Origin of the sequence: Cedecea sp., from assembly GCF_036500665.1 — a bacterium.
Lineage (GTDB): Bacteria > Pseudomonadota > Gammaproteobacteria > Enterobacterales > Enterobacteriaceae > Cedecea.
Window position 1 is genome coordinate 1 of sequence record NZ_DASYBS010000144.1, and the last position, 2,796, is coordinate 2,796.

Below are 2,796 nucleotides of genomic sequence, written 5' to 3' on the forward strand. Positions count from 1 at the left end.
ACTGTGGGAAGCGCGGTTGCCAGCCGGTGGCCAGGCAACACCAATGACCTATGAGGTTAATGGCAAGCAATACGTGGTCATTTCCGCAGGCGGTCATGGCTCATTCGGCACCAAGCTGGGTGACTATATTGTCGCTTACGCCTTGCCGGATGCGAAATAATCAGCACCGTTGAGTTAACGTAAAAAGCACGCCGCAAGGCGTGCTTTTTTACTACGGCAAGGTAATCATGCCGTACCCAGCGGTTATTCCACGGTCAATTTCACCACGGCCGACGCTTGATATTCGCCTACCAGCGCGGCGCCACCACTTTTTAGATCAGCGTTCAAATCAGCCTGTACTGCCGATTTTTCGACGGTGTACGTCTCCCCTTTGACGCCATCTTTTGTACCCACCTTAAGGCCAAGGGTCAGATCATTGGCGATCTTCTCGCTACTACTCCCCGATGCAAAGGCAAAGGTCACTTTGACGGTGGCTTTTTTATCACAGCTAATGGTGTAACGCGCTTTCTTGGATTTACCCGAAACGGCGGCAGGTTTTAGTTCGCCAAAGTCGATAATATCGGGTCCGCTGAGCCAACACACCGGCGGCGGTATGCCATCCCAGGGTTGGTTGTCAGTATTCCATTCATGTAAGTTATTAATAGTATATCCAGAATTACAATACCCATACATTCTATATGACCCTTTTTGGGGAGGAATATAAAATCTGTTGTCCGGAGGCGAGGAGGTTACCTTTCCAAGAGTACTCCCTCCCTTTAATGCTTTTTCTATCACATCTGCGCTGCAATTCTCGAGCTCCAATGTTTTAAGATCATCGACCTTAACCCATGTCGTCTTCCCAGACATGTCAGTCCCGGCAAAATAACGCATATACATACAATTAGATAAAAAGCAATTTATCGTAATAGACATAGAAAATACGTTCACCTTCGGCGATTCAGCAGTCACTGTAGCCGAACTCCCTGGCTCTTCATTAGGGATATTCAAGACAGCAATGGAAGCCGTGCAGTAGAACCAGAGGAATAAAACAACGATACGTTTCATAAGTTTTCTTCGTCATTATTAAAGTACTGGCAGAAACCATTCATTCCGGCCGACTGGTATATCCATCCCGATGGCAACGCAATCATGTCGTATCCGGCGGTTATTCCACTGTCAACTTCACCACCGCCGACGCTTGATATTCGCCTACCTGCGCGCTGCCGCCACTTTTTAGATCAACGCTTAAATCAGCCTGTACTGCCGATTTTTCGACGGTGTACGTCTCCCCATTGACGCCATCTTGTGTTCCCACCTTAAGGGCAAGGATCAGATCATCAGCGATCTTCTCGCTACTCTCTCCCGATGCAAAGGCAAAGGTCACTTTGACGGTGGCTTTTTTATCACAGCTAATGGTGTAACGCGCTTTCTTTGATTTACCCGAGATGGCGGCAGGTTTCAGTTCGCCAAAGTCGATAATATCGGGCCCGCTGAGCCAACACACAGGCGGCGGTATGCCATCCCAAGGTTGGTCGAGCGTGAACCAATTATAAAAGGTGGCCGCCCCACGAGGAGTACAAGTACCATAAATGCGATACGACCCCTTAGTGGGTGACGTTGCCGGACTCAAACGCGACACTGTTCCAAGTATAGCGTTCCCCTTTAATGCATCGGCTATCCCTTCAGGACTACATGATTTGATACCCTGATTGAACCACTCCCCATATCCACTCCTAAGAGCCCATGTCGTCATTCCAGACATGTCTGTCCCGCCGAAATAAGATACTGTTAGACAGGCAGCAGGTCTGCAATCATTCGCGAACGAACCGCCGTTCGGTGTCACACTCACCTTCGGCGAATCAACTGTCACTGTTGCCGAGCTCCCTGGCTCGTCATTGGGGATATTCAAGACAGCGAACGACGCCGTGCAATAAAACCAGAGAAATAAAACCAAGATACGTTTCATAATTTTTCTTCGTCATTATTAAAGTACTGGCAGAAACCATTCATTCCGGCCGACTCATTATTCATATTCCAGATTAAAGGTCGCCACCGCACTAAAAGGCCCACGCTGAATACTCTGGCGTTTACGCGCCTCCGGCTCCGCCTGCACATAAGCTTGCAGCCTTAACACATTGTCACCGCTGACCAACCCCTGTTGTCCCCAGGGTTTATTCATCGGCAGCCGTTTACCACCCGGTGTCTCCATCCCGATGGCAATGCCCGATGCCTGACTGCCCGCTGACAACGCTAACAACCCCGGCAAAGCTGTATTCTCAATGCCACTGAAGGTGACCTTCACCGTTTTTGCCAGGCTCAGATCGCACTGCGTCAGATGCAGGGTAAACCCCTGCCCATGCGTGCGGTTATTCAGATACAAGAACTTGTCGATCACCGTGCCAAAATCCAGCGTAATATGCTCCTCACCCGCCGGGATCACGCAGGGTTCTGCCACCAATGCGCCATGAAAACGCAGGTTATCTGCGGCTTGCGCCCCTGGCATGGCTAACAGGAACCCTAATGCCATTAACAAGGCAGGCCGCCCGTAATATCCGCTATGGTTCACTGATACACCGCCTGCAACGTTGCCGTCGCCTCGAACTCCCCGGCCTTTAACTTGGCGCCAGCGCGCTTGACCGGTGCTGCCATCAGCACTGGGGGCTTGTCGACACTGACAGGAACAGGCGAGCCTAAGGTAAAAGGCAGGCCGTCACGGGTGAGACGAATACCCAGATCTTTGACGTTGGTGCTGACCGCCGCGTTGTCAAAACCGCTCGGTATACCCGTCAGCACCAGCGCCATCACCAAGCCTTTGCC

5 protein-coding genes are annotated in these 2,796 nt (G+C 51.0%); 1 reads left to right on the forward strand and 4 read right to left on the reverse strand.

The features are described 5' to 3' along the window. Nucleotides 1-160 (forward strand): hypothetical protein (locus VGM55_RS23630; RefSeq protein WP_331636928.1); only part of this gene is annotated, 160 nt, incomplete at its 5' end. 83 nt (nucleotides 161-243) lie between these two features. On the opposite strand, the gene VGM55_RS23635 is transcribed toward VGM55_RS23630, so the two are convergent. The 4 genes from VGM55_RS23635 to VGM55_RS23650 form a co-directional block, all read right to left on the reverse strand. After that, the gene (locus VGM55_RS23635; RefSeq protein ID WP_331636925.1) at nucleotides 244-1,044 is read right to left on the reverse strand and encodes a hypothetical protein; all 801 of its coding nucleotides are present in this window, start codon (nucleotides 1,042-1,044) and stop codon (nucleotides 244-246) included. 100 nt (nucleotides 1,045-1,144) lie between these two features. Then, a complete protein-coding gene (locus tag VGM55_RS23640) occupies nucleotides 1,145-1,945 on the reverse strand; it encodes a hypothetical protein (RefSeq protein WP_331636926.1) in 801 nt (266 codons plus the stop codon). 57 nt (nucleotides 1,946-2,002) lie between these two features. Then, entirely contained in the window at nucleotides 2,003-2,506 is a 504-nt protein-coding gene (locus VGM55_RS23645) for a fimbrial protein (protein ID WP_331636929.1), read from the reverse strand. A gap of 35 nt (nucleotides 2,507-2,541) precedes the next feature. Continuing rightward, nucleotides 2,542-2,796, reverse strand: a 255-nt coding sequence (locus tag VGM55_RS23650; RefSeq protein ID WP_331636927.1) for a fimbrial protein, incomplete at its 5' end; no start/stop codon positions are given.